An 18,635-nucleotide genomic window follows, 5' to 3' on the forward strand; every position below is an offset into this window, starting at 1 on the left:
TTCGCATATTGACTTTGACTATCTTTGATTAATTATAAATGCTATAAGACTTTCTTGCAAAAACTTTGCTCACAACGAATCACTGTCTTTTTCTTGTGCAGCAGATCGCTCTACTCCTAGCCGATCACGGAATAATTGTGCACGAAGGATATCTCGTTCATCAGATGTTAATTCTGCCTTCGCGTATTGTTGCAGAAAACCTGGTTGCATGAAAATCATCAATTCATTCAAAATTGTCATATCAATATTTTCAATGATACCTAAATCTATACCCAAACGGACGTCAGACAAACATTTTGCCGCTTCTGCTGACGGCAAGATTCGCGAATGAGTCAGTGTCCCGAGCGCCCTGAATAATCTATTTTCCAAGTGAACTTCCGACTTAGCCAATAATAATTCACGTGATTTCTTTTCATGTGCAATCAAGCGTTTTGAAATACTCTCTAAGTCTTTCAAGATTTCCTCTTCTGATTTGCCGAGTGTGATTTGATTGGAAACCTGATAAATGTTACCGAGTGCTTCACTGCCCTCTCCATAACTTCCACGTACGACCATTCCAAGCCTTGATATCGCGGGTATAATTCGCTCGATTTGCTTAGTGATGGTTAATGCAGGTAAATGCATCATGACTGACGCGCGCATTCCCGTACCGGTGTTAGATGGACAACTTGTCAAATAGCCGAATGTTTCATCGAAAGCATAGTTCAAATTCACTTCAAGTTCGCTATCTACTCGATCAGCGTGTTCATATGCCTGATCTATTTGAAAACCCGGATAAATACATTGAATGCGAATATGATCTTCTTCATTCACCATAATACTAATTGTTTCGTCTTCGGACAGCAAAACGGATCCATGTTTTTTAGGATTGATCAACTGTGGACTGACTAAATGCTTCTCGACTAAAATCTGGCGTTCAAGCGGAGACAAATCTTCCATTGTGATGCCTGTAAAATGATGGTCCTCCATCGTCTCGACTGCCTGATTCAATGCTTCGCTTACGTCGTTCGCATCTTCCTGCGAGGCACTTATCGGAAAAGAATAATCTTGTAAATTGCGAGCTAACCTGATTCTTGTGGACAAGACGATGTCAGCATGCTCACCTTCCGCAACCATCCAACCTGTCAGTTCCTGTTTGATGAATTTTTTAAATGACATGTTGATCATCACCTCCATCGGACAGTTGCTGTTTCACTTGGTTCGCCTCATCACGCAAAGTTGCCGCTTCTTCAAAATGTTCGTTTTCTACAGCTTCCCGCATTTTCATACGGATATCTTCAAGCTTCTTCTTTAAAGCAAAACGTTCATTAAGTGATACGGGAATCTTTCCACGGTGTTGGGTATGCCCATTATGCAGTTTGGCAAACACTCTTGGCAGTTGCCCCCTGAATGTTTCATAACATACAGCGCAACCAAACTTCCCGATATCGAGGAAACGATGGAAGGTCAAATCGCAATTCGGACATTTCGGACCATCCGGTAATCTTTCATCGGCTTTTTGTTCCGGAAATAACTCTGAACCACCTAACCAATGTGCTAAAAATTGTTGAATTGATAACGGTTCCTGATCCGGACTGAAAGAAAATGTTTGTGAGTAAAATGCACATTTATCACATAAATGACGCTCTATTACATCATTTGATGTTTCCTGTTTAAACACTACAGTAGCTGGTCGTTCTTTACAGTTTTCACAAAGCATTGAAATTCACCTCATTCTATCTCTTCATAAATTAATGTAACTAACATAGCGCGAAGAATACGTGAACGTAACGCATCCCGCTCTGGCAACATATAACGCAGAGTAGCACGGCCTACTGCAGCAAGCATCAGTTTAGCTTCACGTTCTGTAATGACTTCTTCTTCAATTAAACGGATAATGACATCTTCCGCCATAGTAGATGACGCTTCACTCTCTAAAATCTCTAACGCTTGTTCAAGTAAGTCCTTGCGGGAGTTGGTACGTACCCTGTAAATCCGGATGTAGCCTCCTCCTCCTCGCTTAGACTCAACAGCGTAACCTCTCTCGACGGTAAACCGGGTTTTGATTACGTAATTAATCTGTGATGGTACACATTGGAATTTCTCAGCAATCTCATTTCGTTTGATTTCAATAGAAGCGCTATCTTCCTCTTCTATAATCGACTTCAAATATCCTTCTATAATGTCAGAAATATTACGCATCTCGTCACCTCTTTTCGCTCGTTCATCTAGTTGACTTTGACTATCTTTGACTTGATTGTATCGCAAGAATTAGGCGGGATGCAATTCATTTGTTTGTATGTATACATGATTACGTTAAAAGAAAACTTGTTGCTAGGTTGTCACAACAGGCTATTAATTATTCAATTAGTCACCGAATTAAAACAAGACGAATACTTTTCACTTACGGCCAACTACTGCAATCCTCCTAAATAGAATTCTGAATGAATAGAAAAAACTGAAGAGCAGATCCACATAGCGGATTGTCTTCAGCACAAGGTATACGTATATTTACTCATTCTCTATTTATATAATGATAGGTTCTTTGCGCAACGGTTCGAGATCGACTACGAAGCCCATGTCTTCAAGCATTTTTTGATCTTGATCATTTTCCTGACCGGCTGTTGTGAGATAGTCACCGATGAAGATAGAGTTTGCAGCGTAGAGGCCTAGTGGCTGCAGGCTTCGCAAGTTGACTTCACGTCCACCCGAAATGCGGATTTCTTTGCTAGGGTTGATGTAGCGGAATAGGCACAGGACTTTTATGCAGTAGCGTGGATCCAGTTCTGATGTCCCTTCTAATGGTGTTCCATCAACTGCATGCAGAAAGTTCACAGGTATTGAGTCAGCGTCCAGTTCGCGTAGGCTACGCGCCATGGAGATGATATCTTGCTTTGTTTCCCGCATGCCAACGATGACGCCTGAACATGGAGATATGCCTGCTTCTTTAGCCAACCCTACAGTGTTTACACGATCATCGTATGTATGCGATGTAGTTATACTTTCGTGATGCTCTGCGGATGTGTTCAAGTTGTGGTTGTAGCGATCTACGCCCGCCTCTTTCAAACGGGTTGCTTGGCCTGGCTTCAAAATACCTAGGCAAGCACATACCGTCATTCCTTTGTGTTTTTCTTTTATCTGCTTAACAGAATCAATGACTATGTCCAGTTCACTGTCACGCGGTCCCCGTCCACTTGCTACGATGCAATAGGTGCCCGCTTTATTAGCGGCAGCACGTTCTGCACCTTCTAGTATCTCTTCCGATTTCATCATCGCATACTTTTCGACAGGTGCTTTTGAAATGATGGATTGTGCGCAATAACCACAGTTCTCCGGACATAATCCTGATTTCGTATTGATGATCATATTCAGCTTTACCTTATTTCCGAAGTAATGTGATCGAATCGAGTACGTCGCGTGCAGTAATAATAGCAAATCTTCATCTGGGCTATTCAATATTGCGAGTGATTCCTCGTCAGTTAATACATGCCCTTCCAGTACTTGAGTAGCCAGCCTTTGGTAGTTCATTATAGCGTACGCCTCACTTTCAAGTGTTTTGAGATTCTAAACGCGAATATGCCTGACAGTACAGCCAGAATTAGATCTTTTGGCAAAGGAGGCATCATCCATAGCCATGCGATCTTGTAGGTAAACACGTCTGGTGCAGCAGCCCACATCTTGTACGCAAAATACATCCAGCTTGTGCCTACTATATAGTTGATTGCCGTAGCGACCAGTGCCGCGGTAATATATGCAGGCATGGTCTGACTTCGCTCGACAATCTTCCCGGCTACATAAGCTATTAAAATGAAGGTAAGAATAAAGCCAAACGTTGGACTCAAGATTTGACCGAAGCCGCCTGAAAATTTAGCGAAGACCGGTGCACCTGCTAATCCTATTAACATATATACCGTCATAGATAACGCACCTAGACGGCTGCCAAGTAATAGTCCTGATAAAATTGCGAAAAACGTTTGTAATGTAATAGGTACTCCACCAACTACTAAAAACGGCACGAAGGATGTGATGTTTGCTCCAATCATCATTAATGACGCGAACATTCCACTGTATACAATGGTTAGTGCACTGAACCTACTTACCGGTTGCCTCTCCGTTGCTGTTGCCATCATGTCACCTCTTTTATATTAGTTACCATAAAAACAATAATAGTTAACGCATAATATGTCAACACATTTTATTTTATAGTTAACCCATAAAAAACAAATAAAAAAGACTGCAGCAAAATGCTGACAGCCTACTTCTTCTCATCAATCTGTTCTTCTTTTTCTTTACGAAACAAAACGCTTGAGATCAATCCACTGAATATAGCAGCCCCAATTGTAATGTACACACGCATATCATAAGCAACTTCTTCGTAACTGCTACCTATCATAATCCAAGCAATTGTACCTACAAGAACAGCGATTGGAAATGAATATTTAAAGAACCGCATAATTCCTCACCTTTTCGAGTTGTTTCATTGATTTTAGCATATATATCGCAATTTCTCTATGCTCTAACTCCGCACTTCGAACTTCACCAAACATTCACTTGACGATATCCAACAAAGCCGCTATGATGTGGTTAGAATAATCTAAATAATTGAATAAGAAACATATCTTATCAAGAGAAGCTGAGGGACTGGCCCGTCGACGCTTCAGCAACCAGCCATATAGGCAAGGTGCTACTTCCAGCAGTCTGTCAAATTGACACTCTGAAAAGATGAGAGGGAACTAGTCATTGAGATTACAAAGCCTTCTAATATACTTGAAGGCTTTTTTTGATTAGAAAAAGCAAAGGGGAGATGGAATTATGTCATTGCTAGATAAACTACAAACAAACGTCTTAACGGCAGATGGTGCAATGGGGACGATTTTATATTCTTACGGAATTGATTACTGTTATGAAGAACTAAACGTAGAAAAGCCTGAAATTATAGAGCAGATTCACCAAGACTACATCGCAGCCGGCGCAGATATTATACAGACGAACACTTACAGTGCAAATGCGAACAAATTAGCTCGCTACGGCTTAGAAAGTCATGTAACAGAATTCAATAAAGCGGCCATTCAAATTGCAAAACGCGCAGCAGCACCTGGGGGACAATTTGTACTCGGTACAATTGGCGGCCTGCGTGGCATACGTAAAAGCGATGCTACATTGGATGAAATAGAAAAAGTCGTACTAGAACAAGCGAGTGCATTATTGGCAGGCGATCCGGATGGTCTTCTATTGGAAACATATTACGACTTTGAAGAGTTATCATCTGTTGTGACAACGTTAAAGAAAATCACGGATGTTCCATTGATCGCACAAGTTTCTATGCATGATCCCGGCGTATTACAGAACGGACTCTCATTAAATGATGCACTTCATCAACTTGAATCTCTTGGTGCAGATATCGTAGGCGTCAACTGTCGCTTAGGCCCTTACCACACGATTCAAGCATTCGATAATGTTACATTACCGGAACAAGCATTTTTATCCGCATATCCAAACGCCAGTCTATTAGATGTGGAAGATGGACGTATTGTCTATGAATCTGAAGCAGAATACTTCGGACGCGCTGCCGTATTACTTCGTGATCAAGGCGTTCGGTTGATCGGTGGATGTTGTGGCACAACACCTAAGCATATTAAAGCAGCGAAAACACAGTTAACGCGACTTGCACCTATCACAGAAAAGGTCGTACATCCGGAAAAGCCTATCGTGATTCATGAAGCGGGACCTACAAAACATCAACCTCTTCATGAAAAAGCGAAAACAGAGCGTACGGTAATTGTAGAACTAGATACACCGCGCCACTTGGAAACAGAAGATTATATCAAGGGTGCAAATGTGTTATATGACGCAGGAGTTGATGCTATAACAATGGCAGATAATTCACTTGCTTCCCCTCGCATCAGCAACATGGCGATGGGTTCAATCGTTAAGATGAAACATAATATCCGCCCGCTTGTACATTTAACGTGCCGTGATCACAATCTTATCGGCTTACAATCACATTTGATGGGACTCGATGCATTAGGCATTCACGATATCCTAGCTGTAACAGGCGATCCGACAAAAGTTGGCGACTTCCCCGGTGCAACAAGCGTCTACGATGTATCTAGCATGGAGTTATTGCAGTTAATTAAGAAATTGAATGAAGGGATTTCGTTCTCCGGTAAGCCATTGCGCAAGAAAGCAAACTTCTCTATTTCAGCAGCTTTCAATCCGAACGTACGCGTAATTGATCGAGCTGTACAACGACTCGAGAAGAAAATTGAAGCGGGTGCAGACTATTTCATCACGCAGCCGGTATACACGAAAGAAAAGATTATCGATGTATACGAAGCCACAAAACACTTGGATACACCGATCTTCATTGGCATCATGCCATTGACAAATATACGAAATGCAGAGTTCCTGCATCACGAAGTACCGGGTATCAAGCTTTCAGAAGATGTGTTGGAAAGAATGCGTGAATGTGGAGATGACCGTGAAAAATCAACTGAAACAGGTCTTGAAATCGCAAAAGAATTGATTGATACAGCAGCGCAGTATTTTAATGGGCTGTATATCATCACACCATTCCTCCGTTACGATATGACATTAGAGTTGTATGAGTATATTAAGGAAATAGACCAGAAGAAGAAGGAGAGGGAATTAACACATGCAGAGACATCCTATTGAAGAGCAACTAGACAAACGAATCCTGATCATTGATGGTGCGATGGGGACGATGCTGCAAGCGGAAGATTTCTCAACGGAAGACTTCGGCGGAGAAGAATATGATGGATGTAACGAATACCTAAGTGTGTTACGCCCCGATGTTTTAGAGAAAATTCACGATGAATATTTAGATGCTGGTGCTGATATCATTTGTACAAATACATTTGGTGGTACTCCCCTTGTCTTGAATGAATTTTCACTTGGTCATCGTGCAGATGAAATTAATGCAAAATCTGTGGAAATCGCGAAAAAGAGTGCAGCGAAGTTTTCTACACCAGAATGGCCACGTTTTGTCGCAGGTGCGATCGGACCTACAACAAAGACGCTTTCGGTTACGGGCGGCATTACGTTCGATGAACTATCCAATGATTTCTATGTGCAGGCAAAAGCCCTTGTAGAAGCAGGCAGCGACTTGATACTGATGGAAACGAGTCAGGATATGCTAAACGTGAAGGCCGGAACGATTGGTATTAAAAAGGCGTTCGAAGAGCTTGGACGCGAAATTCCTATCATGATTTCAGGGACGATCGAGCCGATGGGTACAACACTTGCTGGACAAAGTATTGAAGCTTTCTATATTTCCATTGAACATGTCCACCCACTTTCGGTCGGCTTAAACTGTGCGACAGGTCCTGAATTCATGACGGACCATTTGCGTTCATTATCTGACTTAGCGACAAGCTATGTAACTTGTTATCCAAATGCGGGATTGCCAGATGAAGAAGGACATTATCATGAGTCCCCTGATTCTCTATCGAAAAAGCTGGAAGGCTTCGCTGAAAAAGGCTGGTTGAACATGGTTGGTGGTTGCTGCGGTACAACGCCTGATCACATTCGCGCAATTCGTGAGGTAGTAAAAGATAAGGCTCCACGCAAGATGCCGGAAAATCCTCATGGTCATGCCATTTCAGGGATCGAACCTTTGCTTTACGACGATACATTGCGTCCATTATTAATCGGTGAACGTACAAACGTTATCGGTTCACGTAAATTCAAACAATTAATTGTAGAAGAAAAGTTTGAAGAAGCTGCTGAAATCGCACGTGCACAAGTAAAACGTGGTGCTCACGTATTGGATATTTGTCTTGCGAACCCTGACCGTGATGAATTGTACGATATGACTCGCTTCATGAAAGAAGTCGTGAAAAAAGTCAAAGTTCCTCTCGTCATTGACTCTACAGATGAAAATGTCATTGCAGAAGCATTGAAATTCTCGCAAGGTAAAGCAATTATCAACTCTATTAACTTAGAAGATGGTGAAGAACGCTTTGACGCTGTACTTCCTTTAGTAAAAAAATATGGAGCAGCTGTCGTTGTCGGAACGATTGATGAAATTGGAATGGCGGTCACGAGGGAACGTAAGCTGGAAGTTGCGTTGCGTTCTTATGATTTACTCGTCAACAAATGGGAGATTCCGCCCGAAGATATCATTTTTGACCCACTCGTCTTCCCTGTTGGTACAGGTGATGCGCAATACATCGGATCAGCCGTAGAAACAATTGAAGGAATTCGATTAATTAAAGAAAAACTTCCACGCACCTTAACGACTCTCGGTGTCAGCAACGTATCCTTCGGGTTACCGCCTGTTGGCCGTGAAGTGTTGAACGCTGTGTACTTGTATCACTGTACACAAGCAGGTCTCGATTATGCGATTGTCAATACAGAAAAACTTGAGCGCTTTGCTTCGATTCCAGAAGCTGAAATCAAGTTGGCGAACGACTTGCTGTTTACTACAACAGATGAAACACTAGCTGATTTCACGGATTTCTATCGTGGTAAGAAAAAAGAGAAGTCCGAAGATGATATTCCGAAAACTGTGCCTGATCGTCTCGCGTACTATGTAGTAGAAGGTACGAAAGAAGGTTTAATTCTTGACCTGGAAACAGCTTTGAAAACATACGATGCACCACTTGATATCATCAATGGGCCTTTAATGAAGGGAATGGCTGAAGTTGGACGTTTATTTAATGACAACCAGCTGATCGTAGCGGAAGTTCTTCAAAGTGCTGAAGTCATGAAAGCTTCTGTTTCCTACCTTGAGCAGTTCATGGATAAGAATGAAGACGATAGCGGAAAAGGTAAGATTATCCTGGCGACAGTAAAAGGTGACGTACACGATATCGGGAAAAACCTCGTAGAGATTATCTTAAGTAATAACGGATTTAAAGTAATAGACATCGGAATCAAAGTTACTCCAGCTTCATTAATTGAAGTGATCCGTAAAGAAAAACCAGACATTGTTGGCCTATCAGGTCTTCTCGTAAAGTCTGCACAGCAGATGGTGTTGACGGCACAGGACTTTAAAGCAGCAGGAATCGATACGCCAGTAATGGTTGGCGGTGCCGCTTTAACGAGACGCTTTACTGAAACGAAAATCGCACCCGAGTATGATGGCCCGGTTATTTTTGCAAAAGACGCGATGCAAGGTCTTGATTTAGCAAACCGTCTTCAAAGTACTGACAAAGGAGCGTTACTCGAAGAATTAGCGAATAGTATTGAGAAACGCGAAGCGAATGATGCGATTAAAGCAACTCGGGGTTCTACAGCAGTCGCAGTAAAGCCACGTCCTGTGAAAACGGTACGCACCGATGTGCCTGTATTTACTCCAACTGACTTACGTAGACGGGTCGTGAAAGATTACTCTGTTGCCCACCTACATCCTTATGTAAATATGCGTACTCTAATCGGTCACCACTTAGGTCTACGAGGAAATGTTGATAAAATGCTTGAAAGAAATGAAGAACGTGCAGTACAACTTCACGAGATGGTAACTGGGTTCTTGAAGTCCGATAAAATGACAGCTTCCGGTATTTATCAATTCTTCCCTGCTCAGGCAGACGGCGACGACGTAATCATTTACGATCCGGAAGATTCAACAACTGAAATTGAACGATTTACGTTCCCCCGTCAAGAAAAAGAACCGTTCCTATGCTTGGCTGATTACTTGAAAACAGTGCAAAGTGGTGAAATGGACTACGTTGCATTCATGCAAGTGACCGCTGGTAAAGGCGTTCGTGATTATGCTAATAAACTAAAGGAAGAAGGGAAATTCCTTGAAAGCCACGCATTCCAAGCAACTGCTTTAGAATTAGCAGAAGGCTTTGCTGAACGGATTCACCAAGAAATCCGTGACCAATGGGGATTCCCTGATCCAACAGACTTTACAATGCTTGAACGTTTCGCCGCCAAATATCAAGGCCAGCGATTCTCATTCGGCTACCCAGCTTGTCCAAATCTAGAAGACCAAGCTAAACTCTTCCGACTCATCAAACCGGAAGACCACGGCGTCATCCTAACCGAAGAATTCATGATGGAACCAGAAGCATCCGTATCAGCCATCGTCTTCGCGCATCCTGACGCACGATACTTTAACGCATGATTCAAATGCTGAAAGCGCCGGGTAGACTCGACAGGCGTTGGAGGAAATAAACAAAATCCGCTATCTCTAGTATTTCAGAGATAGCGGATTTTTCATAATGAAAACGGATTAACGGCATCTTCTGCGGCGGTGACAGCCTCCTCCACCCCACATGCCTCCCTGGCCTGGTCCAAATCCTGGTCCCATTCCCGGTCCTCTTCCTGGCATAATAGTAGAGCCCATAACGTTTTCAGTAGTTTCTGTATAGTAGTGCTGTGGCACACCGACTACGTGGTGTCGATTCACATTCACGATCGGATGAATAAATGGCATTTCCTGTTTAGTGAAGCAATCGTTAAAGCGGTACTGTGGCGGGCAAAACACGGGTTGGAAACCTTGTTGCTGTCCGCTTGGCATACCTTGCTGACCATGCATTCCATGATGATGTTGTTGGTGTCCCCACCCTTGCTGATGATGTCCGCCTGACATTCCACAATGTCCTTGATTCATTTCTCCACCTCCTTATACCCTATTACATGCGAGCTAACCAATTTGTTACGGGCTACCGCCATAGGATAGTAAAAAATAAAAAGCAATGTTCCTTATCCACTTAGATAAAGAACATTGCTGTATTTATGATAGTCTAGTTATAATTCACAACGTCTAGGTATAGAAGGCTTCTAATACCCTAGACTATTTTCAATCGATTCCAGCTTCCTTACAATACTTTCACACTCAGTTAATGCGTCGTGGACCGGCGCACCTTCGCCTACCATATTCTCAGAGCGTAAAAAGTCAGAGACACGACGCAACTCAGCTCAGCTGGATGAATGTATTGACGTTCCATCCTTTTTCACCCTTTTTTCTTAATATAATACACAAGACTGAACCACCTAATCACCTTCTATTTTATACGGATTACTGAATCAATTAAATTATTCTGTTTATTGAGGATGAGTGAAGTTAACGCTATGTGGGTATAGTACGATATCACCTATTTTCGAAGGAGAGAATAAATATGGAACGAAATAGAATTATACTATTTGATGGCGAATGTAATTTCTGTGACGCAAGCGTACAATTTATTATTAAACGTGACCCGTACAAACACTTTTCATTCGCTTCCTTACAAGATGATGTGGGTAGAAAATTTCGTAAAGACTATCAAATTCCCGATAACGTAGATAGCTTAGTATTGATAGAAAATGAAAAAGCCTATACAAAGTCAGGCGCAGCTTTACGTATCGCAAAAAAACTGGATGGTTTATGGCACTTAGCATTTCTATTCGTAATCATCCCACCAGCAATCCGCGATATCGCCTACGACTATATTGCAAAGAACCGATATAAATGGTTTGGCAAAAAGGAGTTATCCTGCATGTTACCTTCACCTGAAGAACGTAAACGTTTTATCTCGTAAAAATTTTAACTATATATCCAAGTATACTAAAAAGACTGAAAACAAGCCCCGATGTTTCTGGAGCTGCTTTCAGTCCCAGCCTCCCTATTTACGGAAGGCTTTTTTCATGAAGTTAATTCCTTATATTCTTCGTCAGTGAAAGCACGGGATCTGGTTAAGAAACGTTTCCCTTCCACTCCTTCGAGCGAAAACATTCCACCACGTCCATCTACCACGTCAATAATTAACTGCGTGTGCTTCCAATACTCAAACTGACTTTTCATCATATAGAACGGCATGCCGCCGATATGCCCAAGCAATACATCTTGATTGCCAATAATTAGATCTCCATCTTCGTAACACATCGGAGAAGATCCATCACAACAACCGCCGGACTGATGAAACATCAAAAGACCGTGCTTATCTTTTAACAACTCTATAAGGGCCAACGCTTCTTCTGTTGCGACTACTCGATCTGGCATAGGAATTCCTCCATTCACTTCGGATCCTCCAGACAGATTCGATCAAAAGAATCCTAGTTTGCTTTCGTCATAGCTAACTAGCATGTTCTTTGTCTGCTGATAATGTGCCAGCATTTGCAAGTGGTTTTCACGACCGATGCCCGAAGCTTTGTAGCCGCCGAAAGCAGAATGTGCAGGATATGCATGATAGCAGTTCGTCCATACACGCCCTGCCTGAATTCCGCGACCGAAGCGGTACGCCGTATTCATATCACGCGTCCATACACCTGAACCCAGCCCATATAATGTGTCGTTCGCAATTTCTAGCGCTTCTTTCTTATCTTTGAATGTCGTTACTGCCACTACAGGACCAAAGATCTCTTCCTGGAAGATACGCATTTTATTATGTCCTTTAAATACCGTCGGCTTCACGTAATAGCCCTCCGCAAGATCGCCTTCAAGTTTGTTCTGCTCTCCACCCGTCAGACACTCTGCGCCTTCTTGTTTTCCGATATCCAAGTAGGAAAGAATTTTCTCTAGTTGCTCAGTAGATGCCTGAGCACCCATCATGACCGTTGGGTCCAATGGATTTCCTGTCTTGATTGCTTTAACACGCTCCAGTGCGCGTTCCATGAACTTATCGTAAATGGATTCCTGAATTAATGCACGGGACGGACATGTACAGACTTCCCCTTGATTCAATGCAAACATAACAAAACCTTCAACTGCTTTATCAAGGAATGCATCGTCTTCTGCCATCACATCTTCAAAGAAAATATTCGGAGATTTCCCGCCCAGTTCCAATGTAACCGGAATCAAGTTTTGAGAAGCATACTGCATGATCAGACGACCTGTTGTCGTCTCCCCTGTGAAGGCAATCTTATTAATGCGCGGATTGGATGCTAGTGGTTTTCCTGCTTCCAGTCCGAAACCGTTGACTACGTTAAGAACACCTGCTGGCAGTAAGTCTTCGATCAATTCAACCAATACCAAAATAGATGCAGGTGTTTGCTCAGCTGGTTTTAATACGATACAGTTTCCTGCGGCCAATGCCGGAGCAAGTTTCCATACTGCCATCAGTATCGGGAAATTCCAAGGAATAATCTGACCTACAACCCCTAATGGTTCATGGAAGTGGTAGGCTACTGTGTCGTTATCGATTTGGCTAACTCCGCCTTCTTGCGCACGAATTGCAGAAGCAAAGTATCTGAAATGATCTACTGCAAGCGGAAGATCGGCGTTCAATGTTTCACGGACAGCTTTACCATTATCCCACGTTTCAGCTACAGCTAGCATTTCTAAATTCTCTTCAATACGATCGGCAATCTTCAGCAAAATATTCGAACGTTCAGTGACTGATGTTTTTCCCCATGCATCTTTTGCTGCATGAGCTGCATCCAGAGCCAATTCTATGTCTTCTTCCGTAGATCTCGCCACCTGGGTAAATACCTTACCTGTAACTGGCGTTGAATTATCGAAATACTGGCCTTTTACTGGTGCCGTCCACTTACCACCGATGAAGTTATCATAGCGTTCTTTGAACTGAACCTTGGAACCTTCTGTATTTGGATTTGCGTAAACTAGATTTTCTGAAGCTTGTACCATACTGCGTCACACTCCCTGTTCTCATTATTTTGCTTGTATCTCAGCGCAATCATTATGCACGCAAAGCTATTATACGAAACATAGTTTCACTTTATTCCTGACGTGTACGCTTTCATAAGCTACCTTTTATTCTAAACTAATTAGTAAGCGCTTTCAACCAAATACTATCATAAATCAAGCGAGTCATAGAGTCCGATATTACCGTTCTACTTTTATTCATTACAAAGACTATTAAACTGCACATTTTAGGCAATGCTAAGAGAAAGTACTTTAGTGGAAAGGGGTTCTTATGAATCAAAAGAGCTCTATCAGCGTTCTGCATGTCATACTCTTATCTATGACGGTTATTGGACTGAAACTTCATGTAACAATTATTTCTTCACTGCTGGAGGATGCTCGAAGAGATGGTTGGATATCAGTCATAATTGCGTTTCTTGCTTTATTCCCCTTTATCTTTCTCTTTATCTATATACAAAAAATTCCGAACGGAAACATTTGATAGAAAGGAATTGAGGACATGGAAGAAATATGAACAAGATGGAGAAATTGAACTAACAGAGGAATCGTTCGGGAAATTGAACGTACGAGTCACAAAACTAAATTCAGACCAAAAGAGTTTTCAAGAAACGATCAAATAGAACGGCATAGTTAAATGAACAGCCGCAATCTACTATGGATTGCGGCCGTTCATTGTTAATTACACGTCATATAACGCCAATAATTATCTCCGAGCACACCCGACAAATATGCCAACCCTTCACTTTCAGTACGATGCACCGAGCGCCAATCCTCGTCATCAAGTGCTAAATAAATTTCATGGTGAGGCGCATCATTATGATAGCCAACCAGGTCTAGATTCCCTTGCTGATCCAAATGGGCTTTCACTTCATAATGAATAGGCGGTGAAGCGGTTAGTGGATTGCCCACGTCATGGTTGATTGCAAAATGTACTTCGGTCGAGCTTCCTTCCAACCTCTCGATTTCTATACCGTCTACAGAAGCATGGTCATGACGTTTATACCGTTTCATATAATTCAATCCAATAGAGGGTCCAGTTGCTTTCGTAAATTGCAGTGCGCTGTCTCCTCCAATAAACTTTCCTTCTATATCGACACGGGTGCGGAAGCTTTTTCCTTCTGGATTGAAGTCCCGATCATCCCCTGTAAAGTATGGGATCGGTGAAAAGAGATTCGGATTTTTTATGATATCTTCCTTTAAAAATGTTGTATAGCGGAACTTCCATTGCTTCACTTCATTTATTTTTTCCCTGTCAGCCACCGGTTTTAGTAATCGATCCCGTTGCTTAACACGGACGGAAAAAGTATAAACTTCTTCTGTTGGTTTATTATCAGGATCTGGGGGCATAATCACTTCATACACTTTAGATGCAATTGATTTACTGACATTCATTTTCTGATTGCTGTCAATCAACGGACGCGTTGCCGAAACACTGTATACCACCGGCTCCGAAGAATTCGTCTGGCGATCAATAAAACGATTATCAGTAATTGTCTCGAGGTATTGACCGTTACGGTAAATATCGAACTTCTCCACATCCTTAATCCACTCCCATGACAATGCAATTTGCGATGGAGCAGCCATCGTTGTAATTACTAAGCGTTGTAAAGGATGTTCATCTTTCTGTACTTCTGTCAGGGCTGATGTTTGGATAACAATTACATTTTTAACCCGTCCTTCTTCCACTCGTTCCACTGTATATTGGAAGGGATGTGACGGATCCAGCTCCCCGTCCGTAAACTTCGGGGCTGTCCCTTCGTATACTTGCCGATCATCTTTATAGACACGGTAATAACCACCTATATCACTCCATGTAAACGTTATATCACCCAACGAATGATCCATCTGTTGAATTTCAAATAATTTCTCCATTTGCGATCTGCTCCCTTTTATCTATTTCATCTGAAACAGTTATACGCCTTCAGATAATTATGTAACATTCAGCTTATAGTTATACCTGTTCTTCTATGCGCAATCACTCATTTTCACTTACTTCCACCTCGTTATACCAGTATTATTTCAACCTTTTTCATGTATATGATATAATGAGCTCGTCTGATACATTCCACCACTAGGGGTGCCTTCTTTTTGGCTGAGATGCAATTATGCAAACCCTTTGAACCTGATCTAGTACATACTAGCGGAGGAAAGTGGGTAGTTTTTATACCCAACCGCCCATCTATGCATGGGCTTTTTGTATATATACCTTTAATGGGAGGAAGAGAAACATGCAACTTATTCAACAACTTCGTCAAAGGCAACCGCTCGTTCATTGCATCACAAATTTTGTAGTTGCGAATTTCCAAGCAAATGGTTTACTTGCACTAGGTGCTTCTCCCGTTATGGCGGATGCAGTAGAAGAAGCAGAAGATATCGCAAGAATTGCAGATTGTAGTATTTTAAATATCGGTACGTTAAAACAACAGACAGTGGATGCAATGATTTTAGCGGGAAACAGTGCCCGCGCAGCAGGAAAACCTGTCGTACTAGACCCTGTTGGTGCAGGTGCCACACCTTTTCGTAAAGCTAGCGTCCTAAAAGTACTGGACGAAGTAGATATCACACTGATTCGCTGTAATACAGGCGAACTAGCTGCGATTGCAGATATACCCTGGGCCGCGAAGGGTGTCGATGCAGGAGAAGGTTCAGCAGACATCGAGGATATAGCAAAAAAGACTGCACGCAAGTACAACTGTCTGGTAGCAGTTTCAGGTGAAGTCGATATTGTTACGGACGGACATTCTACACTATCTATTACAGGCGGTCACCCCATGATGACTACCATTACAGGTATGGGATGTTTACTCAGCTCTGTTACAGGTGCTTTTCTTGCCGTAGGAATGGAACGTCCGCTAGAAGCTGTGGCAGACGCACTTTCATTTTATAAACGAGCTGGTGAACAAACAGCAAAAACTTCAAGTGGCCCCGGAGACTTTGCTGTGAACTTCTTAAATACATTACATACATTGGATCGCGAATCAAAAACATTTTTGGCATAATAGACAGGAGGTTTTTTAATTGACAGTACAAGTAGCATTGACCATTGCTGGTTCGGATAGCGGAGGAGGTGCAGGAATTCAGGCTGACTTAAAGACGTTTCAGGAGCTAGGCGTATTCGGAACTTCTGCACTAACTGCAGTGACTGCTCAGAACACGCACGGTGTTCACGGTGTTTATCCAATACAGACCGACGGGGTCATAACACAAATACGGGCTGTGCTTGATGATTTTGATGTAAAAGCATGTAAAACCGGAATGCTGTTTTCGGCTGATATTATTACTGAAGTAGCTGCGCTATTAAAAGAATACCCCCCAATTCCTTTAGTCATCGACCCTGTCATGATTGCAAAGGGTGGACAATCTTTATTGCAACAACAGGCGATTCAAGCACTAAAAGAACATTTACTACCGCTAGCTACAATTGTGACACCAAATATTCCTGAAGCGGAAGTGCTGACCGGAATGAAAATACAGACAGACGAAGACATTCAGCAAGCTGCAACTGCTTTTATTAAGATGGGAGCGAAAGCTGTCGTGATGAAAGGCGGTCACCGTAGCGATGTACTGGATGCAAAGGATTATTATGCCGATGCAGAAGGTCAGTCATTCACCGTGACAGCACCTTGGATCCAAACTAAAGACACACATGGAACTGGATGCACATTTGCGGCTGCACTGACCAGTTTCCTGGCAAAAGGCTATTCCATTCCGGATGCAGTTGCCGAAGCGAAGCAATTCATACAGGCTGCGATTGAAAACGGCTTGAAGATCGGTTCAGGACACGGACCGACAAATCACTGGGCATATGGTCAGCTGAAAAAGGAGATGCACTGATGCGAAATATGGAAGTAAAGAAAGCATTACGCTTATATTTTGTAATGGGCACGCCAAACTCAGGAAGTCAGGATCCATTAGCAATAGTAGAGGCAGCTCTTCGCGGTGGTATCACATGTTTTCAATTGCGTGAGAAAGGATCGAACGCACTTGAAGGCGACGCTTTGCTCGGATTCGCCAAAAAGTGTCAGGCGCTCTGCAGACTGTATCGCGTTCCTTTCATCATCAATGACGATGTGGATCTGGCATTAGCAATTAATGCAGACGGAGTTCATGTAGGACAAGATGACGAACAGGCAGACAGCGTGCGTCAGCGAATTGGTCCGGATAAATGGCTCGGAGTTTCGACTCACAACGCACAAGAAGTACAACTGGCACAATCAATTGGGGCGGATTATGTAGGACTGGGACCTATCTATCCGACTTCAACCAAACTGGATGCTTCAGCCGTTGTAGGTACCACTCTGGTAAAAGAAATTCACACTGCATTCACTGATATGCCAATAGTTGCTATAGGTGGTATTACACTGGCTACTACTGGCTCCATTATCCAAGCGGGAGCAGACGGTGTAGCCGTTGTTTCCGCTATCGCATCGGCTAAAGATCCACAGTATGCGGCAAGTGATTTATCAAAAACCATTCACTCCTTGTTGGAATGAAAGAGGTCCGTATGAATACACGTAAAATGATGTTCATGACAATGTTTGTCGCAATTGCAGTTGCCGGCTCTGCATTCGTTTCATTTCCTGCTGGTATCGCCAGAGCATACCCCATACAGCATGCTGTGAATGTCATAGTAGCGATTGTAATGGGTCCGGGCGCCGCCGTCATAGTAGCGTTTATGACAGGACTCGTACGTATACTAACAGGAACCGGCTCACTGCTCGCATTTCCAGGCGGGATGATCGGTGCATTTTTGGCCGGCGTATTCTATCAGCGTTTCAAAAGAAATTGGTGTGCAGGCATTGGGGAGATAATCGGTACCGGTTTGATAGCGCCTATGTTTGCAGTGCCTTATGCAAAAATTTTGATGGGCACGACCGTAACCGCTTTCTTCTTCCTTCCCCCTTTTCTTGTATCGACAGTGAGTGGGACAATTATTGGCCTATTATTGGCTCCGAGACTTTTGAAATTGAAGATTTTTAAAGATTTACAGTAAGACCATGATGTAAAATGATGTGGTGGGCATCCGTATTAAGGTCAGATTTGCACTCTGGAACGGCAATCAATGATGTCTTCCCACTTCCAAATCATATGCTCTAAAATG

The 18,635-nt window shown here is 42.6% G+C and carries 18 protein-coding genes and 2 riboswitches; of the genes, 8 read left to right on the plus strand and 10 right to left on the minus strand.

What is annotated here, in order from left to right:
• Positions 1 to 69: 69 nt before the first annotated feature.
• From mcsB to CSV80_RS04790, 6 genes are all read right to left on the minus strand, one after another.
• Positions 70 to 1,158 carry a protein-arginine kinase McsB gene (gene mcsB, locus CSV80_RS04765; RefSeq protein WP_099669944.1) on the minus strand — a complete coding sequence of 363 codons (1,089 nt, stop codon included), beginning with the start codon at positions 1,156 to 1,158 and terminating at the stop codon, positions 70 to 72.
• Positions 1,148 to 1,699 (minus strand): UvrB/UvrC motif-containing protein, encoded by a 552-nt coding sequence (locus CSV80_RS04770; protein WP_099669945.1) that lies wholly within the window; start codon positions 1,697 to 1,699, stop codon positions 1,148 to 1,150. The genes mcsB and CSV80_RS04770 overlap by 11 nt, the downstream gene beginning before the upstream one ends.
• Positions 1,700 to 1,710: 11 nt before the next feature.
• A complete protein-coding gene (locus CSV80_RS04775) occupies positions 1,711 to 2,181 on the minus strand; it encodes a CtsR family transcriptional regulator (protein ID WP_029053306.1) in 471 nt (156 codons plus the stop codon).
• A gap of 324 nt (positions 2,182 to 2,505) precedes the next feature.
• Entirely contained in the window at positions 2,506 to 3,510 is a 1,005-nt protein-coding gene (gene bioB / locus CSV80_RS04780) for a biotin synthase BioB (protein ID WP_199083931.1), read from the minus strand.
• A complete protein-coding gene (locus CSV80_RS04785; RefSeq protein WP_029053308.1) occupies positions 3,507 to 4,106 on the minus strand; it encodes a biotin transporter BioY in 600 nt (199 codons plus the stop codon). The genes bioB and CSV80_RS04785 overlap by 4 nt, the downstream gene beginning before the upstream one ends.
• A gap of 128 nt (positions 4,107 to 4,234) precedes the next feature.
• Entirely contained in the window at positions 4,235 to 4,432 is a 198-nt protein-coding gene (locus CSV80_RS04790; RefSeq protein ID WP_099669948.1) for a hypothetical protein, read from the minus strand.
• Positions 4,433 to 4,596: 164 nt separating this feature from the next.
• A riboswitch (SAM riboswitch) is annotated at positions 4,597 to 4,708 on the plus strand.
• Positions 4,709 to 4,791: 83 nt separating this feature from the next.
• Here CSV80_RS04790 and CSV80_RS04795 point away from each other — a divergent pair.
• Together CSV80_RS04795 and metH are read left to right on the plus strand one after the other, a co-directional pair.
• The gene (locus tag CSV80_RS04795) at positions 4,792 to 6,654 is read left to right on the plus strand and encodes a bifunctional homocysteine S-methyltransferase/methylenetetrahydrofolate reductase (RefSeq protein WP_099669949.1); all 1,863 of its coding nucleotides are present in this window, start codon (positions 4,792 to 4,794) and stop codon (positions 6,652 to 6,654) included.
• Positions 6,635 to 10,072 (plus strand): methionine synthase, encoded by a 3,438-nt coding sequence (gene metH / locus CSV80_RS04800; protein ID WP_099669950.1) that lies wholly within the window; start codon positions 6,635 to 6,637, stop codon positions 10,070 to 10,072. Before CSV80_RS04795 ends, metH begins: the two co-directional genes overlap by 20 nt.
• Positions 10,073 to 10,180: 108 nt before the next feature.
• Here metH and CSV80_RS04805 read toward each other — a convergent pair whose 3' ends face one another.
• On the minus strand, positions 10,181 to 10,561 hold the full coding sequence (locus CSV80_RS04805) for a hypothetical protein (protein ID WP_099669951.1): 381 nt from the start codon (positions 10,559 to 10,561) through the stop codon (positions 10,181 to 10,183).
• 508 nt (positions 10,562 to 11,069) lie between these two features.
• On the opposite strand from CSV80_RS04805, the gene CSV80_RS04810 reads away from it, so the two are divergent.
• Positions 11,070 to 11,471, plus strand: coding sequence for a thiol-disulfide oxidoreductase DCC family protein (locus CSV80_RS04810; protein ID WP_029053314.1), 402 nt, complete (start codon positions 11,070 to 11,072; stop codon positions 11,469 to 11,471).
• A gap of 104 nt (positions 11,472 to 11,575) precedes the next feature.
• Here the strand turns inward: CSV80_RS04810 and CSV80_RS04815 are convergent, their stop codons facing one another.
• Both CSV80_RS04815 and adh read right to left on the minus strand, forming a co-directional pair.
• A complete protein-coding gene (locus CSV80_RS04815; protein ID WP_029053315.1) occupies positions 11,576 to 11,932 on the minus strand; it encodes a DUF779 domain-containing protein in 357 nt (118 codons plus the stop codon).
• A gap of 42 nt (positions 11,933 to 11,974) precedes the next feature.
• Positions 11,975 to 13,516: an aldehyde dehydrogenase gene (gene adh / locus CSV80_RS04820; RefSeq protein WP_099669952.1), complete on the minus strand. Its 1,542-nt coding sequence runs from the start codon at positions 13,514 to 13,516 to the stop codon at positions 11,975 to 11,977.
• A gap of 509 nt (positions 13,517 to 14,025) precedes the next feature.
• On the opposite strand from adh, the gene CSV80_RS17980 reads away from it, so the two are divergent.
• On the plus strand, positions 14,026 to 14,154 hold the full coding sequence (locus CSV80_RS17980) for a hypothetical protein (protein WP_255407635.1): 129 nt from the start codon (positions 14,026 to 14,028) through the stop codon (positions 14,152 to 14,154).
• Between the two features lie 55 nt (positions 14,155 to 14,209).
• On the opposite strand, the gene CSV80_RS04830 is transcribed toward CSV80_RS17980, so the two are convergent.
• The gene (locus CSV80_RS04830) at positions 14,210 to 15,406 is read right to left on the minus strand and encodes a DUF3238 domain-containing protein (protein ID WP_099669954.1); all 1,197 of its coding nucleotides are present in this window, start codon (positions 15,404 to 15,406) and stop codon (positions 14,210 to 14,212) included.
• Positions 15,407 to 15,597: 191 nt separating this feature from the next.
• Positions 15,598 to 15,700, plus strand: a riboswitch (TPP riboswitch).
• A gap of 62 nt (positions 15,701 to 15,762) precedes the next feature.
• Here CSV80_RS04830 and thiM point away from each other — a divergent pair.
• The 4 genes from thiM to thiW are packed head-to-tail and all read left to right on the plus strand — an operon-like array spanning position 15,763 to position 18,527.
• Positions 15,763 to 16,533, plus strand: a complete 771-nt coding sequence (thiM, locus tag CSV80_RS04835; protein ID WP_099669955.1) for a hydroxyethylthiazole kinase — start codon at positions 15,763 to 15,765, stop codon at positions 16,531 to 16,533.
• A 19-nt stretch (positions 16,534 to 16,552) separates the two neighbouring features.
• A complete protein-coding gene (gene thiD / locus CSV80_RS04840; RefSeq protein WP_099669956.1) occupies positions 16,553 to 17,368 on the plus strand; it encodes a bifunctional hydroxymethylpyrimidine kinase/phosphomethylpyrimidine kinase in 816 nt (271 codons plus the stop codon).
• Complete coding sequence (thiE, locus tag CSV80_RS04845) at positions 17,368 to 18,027, plus strand: thiamine phosphate synthase (RefSeq protein ID WP_099669957.1); 660 nt, start codon at positions 17,368 to 17,370, stop codon at positions 18,025 to 18,027. Before thiD ends, thiE begins: the two co-directional genes overlap by 1 nt.
• Positions 18,028 to 18,038: 11 nt before the next feature.
• A complete protein-coding gene (gene thiW, locus CSV80_RS04850; protein WP_099669958.1) occupies positions 18,039 to 18,527 on the plus strand; it encodes an energy coupling factor transporter S component ThiW in 489 nt (162 codons plus the stop codon).
• The last annotated feature ends 108 nt before the right edge of the window (positions 18,528 to 18,635 follow it).

Source organism: Sporosarcina sp. P12(2017), assembly GCF_002743035.1.
GTDB classification, from domain to species: Bacteria; Bacillota; Bacilli; order Bacillales_A; family Planococcaceae; genus Sporosarcina; species Sporosarcina ureae.

What these genes read in the sequence shown, in the direction of transcription:
- CSV80_RS04770 (WP_099669945.1), bottom strand. Translation starts at nt 1,699, where the DNA reads ATGCTTTGTGAAAACTGTAAAGAACGACCAGCTACTGTAGTGTTTAAA.
- thiE (WP_099669957.1), top strand. Translation starts at nt 17,368, where the DNA reads ATGCGAAATATGGAAGTAAAGAAAGCATTACGCTTATATTTTGTAATG.
- adh (WP_099669952.1), bottom strand. Translation starts at nt 13,516, where the DNA reads ATGGTACAAGCTTCAGAAAATCTAGTTTACGCAAATCCAAATACAGAA.
- CSV80_RS04775 (WP_029053306.1), bottom strand. Translation starts at nt 2,181, where the DNA reads ATGCGTAATATTTCTGACATTATAGAAGGATATTTGAAGTCGATTATA.
- CSV80_RS04795 (WP_099669949.1), top strand. Translation starts at nt 4,792, where the DNA reads ATGTCATTGCTAGATAAACTACAAACAAACGTCTTAACGGCAGATGGT.
- CSV80_RS04790 (WP_099669948.1), bottom strand. Translation starts at nt 4,432, where the DNA reads ATGCGGTTCTTTAAATATTCATTTCCAATCGCTGTTCTTGTAGGTACA.
- CSV80_RS04815 (WP_029053315.1), bottom strand. Translation starts at nt 11,932, where the DNA reads ATGCCAGATCGAGTAGTCGCAACAGAAGAAGCGTTGGCCCTTATAGAG.
- mcsB (WP_099669944.1), bottom strand. Translation starts at nt 1,158, where the DNA reads ATGTCATTTAAAAAATTCATCAAACAGGAACTGACAGGTTGGATGGTT.
- CSV80_RS04810 (WP_029053314.1), top strand. Translation starts at nt 11,070, where the DNA reads ATGGAACGAAATAGAATTATACTATTTGATGGCGAATGTAATTTCTGT.
- metH (WP_099669950.1), top strand. Translation starts at nt 6,635, where the DNA reads ATGCAGAGACATCCTATTGAAGAGCAACTAGACAAACGAATCCTGATC.
- CSV80_RS04785 (WP_029053308.1), bottom strand. Translation starts at nt 4,106, where the DNA reads ATGGCAACAGCAACGGAGAGGCAACCGGTAAGTAGGTTCAGTGCACTA.
- thiW (WP_099669958.1), top strand. Translation starts at nt 18,039, where the DNA reads ATGAATACACGTAAAATGATGTTCATGACAATGTTTGTCGCAATTGCA.
- CSV80_RS04805 (WP_099669951.1), bottom strand. Translation starts at nt 10,561, where the DNA reads ATGAATCAAGGACATTGTGGAATGTCAGGCGGACATCATCAGCAAGGG.
- CSV80_RS04830 (WP_099669954.1), bottom strand. Translation starts at nt 15,406, where the DNA reads ATGGAGAAATTATTTGAAATTCAACAGATGGATCATTCGTTGGGTGAT.
- thiM (WP_099669955.1), top strand. Translation starts at nt 15,763, where the DNA reads ATGCAACTTATTCAACAACTTCGTCAAAGGCAACCGCTCGTTCATTGC.